Consider the following 1,449-nt stretch of genomic DNA (forward strand, 5'->3'; position numbering starts at 1 on the left):
TCCTTCCGCTTCATGGAAAAGGCGATCGCCCTTGAGGTTGAGCGTCAGATAGATATTCTTGAAGATGGCGGCAGCATCACGCAAGAGACCCGCTTATACGATGGAGAGAAAGATATCTCCCGCTCCATGCGTAGCAAAGAAGAAGCAAACGATTACCGCTACTTCCCATGCCCTGACCTGCTTCCTGTCGAATTGTCTGACGAGTTTATTGATCAGATTAAAACTGAGATGCCAGAGCTTCCTGATGCACGAAAGGCAAGGTTCTGCGCCGAATACGGCTTATCAAGTTACGATGCAGGCTTGATCTCAGCACAGGCAGACCTTTCTCATTATTTCGAGACAGCCAGTAGCATTTCAGGTGACGCTAAGCTTTCTGCCAACTGGACAATGGGAGAGCTAAGCGCGCGACTCAACAGCGACAGCATCTCCTTAAAAGATTCTCCTATCAGTGCAGAGCAACTTGGGCAACTGGTGCTTAGAGTTAAAGACAACACTTTGTCGTCTTCAGGTGCAAAGAAAGTATTCAATACACTTTGGGAAAAATCTGGTGATGATGTTGACGCAATTATTGAATCACAAGGTCTAAAGCAGGTATCTGATACCGGTGCGCTAGAAGCATTGGTTGACGAAGTACTCGCTGGCATGGCTGATCAGATTGCACAGTATAAAGAGGCCGATGACAAAAAGCGTAAAAAGCTTATGGGCGGATTTATGGGGCCTTTAATGAAAGCCTCTAAAGGACAAGGAAACCCTAAACTGTTCAATCAGATTCTTGCCAAGAAACTTAATAGCTAGCTTTAATTTTTGACCTGAATAACAGTAGAAGTGAGAGTGCACCGCTCTCACTTTTTTATACTTTCGATACGAATCGCCAAGGTTAATTGTCAACAGTTTTTATTTTAAGACTGATACCGACTGATTAGTAATCAGGCTCATGAAACTTTCATAAAAATGCAGTATGATGCGCGAAATTTATGAAACCTTTCATTTTTATCGAAGAATAGGATATTCAATGACTATCAAAAATGCTTTCTACGCACAGTCAGGTGGCGTAACTGCCGTAATCAACGCTTCAGCTTGTGGCGTAATCGAAACAGCTCGCCAATTCCCAGACAAAATTGGTAAGGTTTACGCTGGACGTAACGGCATCATTGGAGCACTCCGTGAAGAGTTGATCGACACCAGTCTGGAAAGCATCGAAGATATCGCCGCACTAAAGCACACTCCAAGCGGTGCATTTGGTTCTTGCCGCTACAAACTGAAAAACCTTGATGAGAACAAGCGTGAATATGAACGTCTGATCGAAGTATTCAAAGCTCATGATATTGGGTACTTCTTCTATAATGGCGGCGGCGACTCTCAAGATACAGCTTATAAGGTTTCTCAACTAAGTGAAAAAATGGGTTACCCGATTACTTGTATCGGTGTGCCAAAAACCGTAGATAACGA

General features: G+C 43.8%; 1 protein-coding gene and 1 pseudogene. Both read left to right on the forward strand.

All coding sequences use genetic code 11. The annotated features are described in order from the left end of the window. A pseudogene (gene gatB / locus A3729_RS03695) lies at positions 1-795 on the forward strand (Asp-tRNA(Asn)/Glu-tRNA(Gln) amidotransferase GatCAB subunit B); the annotation flags it as partial. A gap of 217 nt (positions 796-1,012) precedes the next feature. Then, on the forward strand, positions 1,013-1,449 hold a 437-nt coding region (locus A3729_RS03700), incomplete at its 3' end, for a 6-phosphofructokinase (protein ID WP_197475528.1).

The organism is Oleiphilus sp. HI0043 (genome assembly GCF_001634935.1).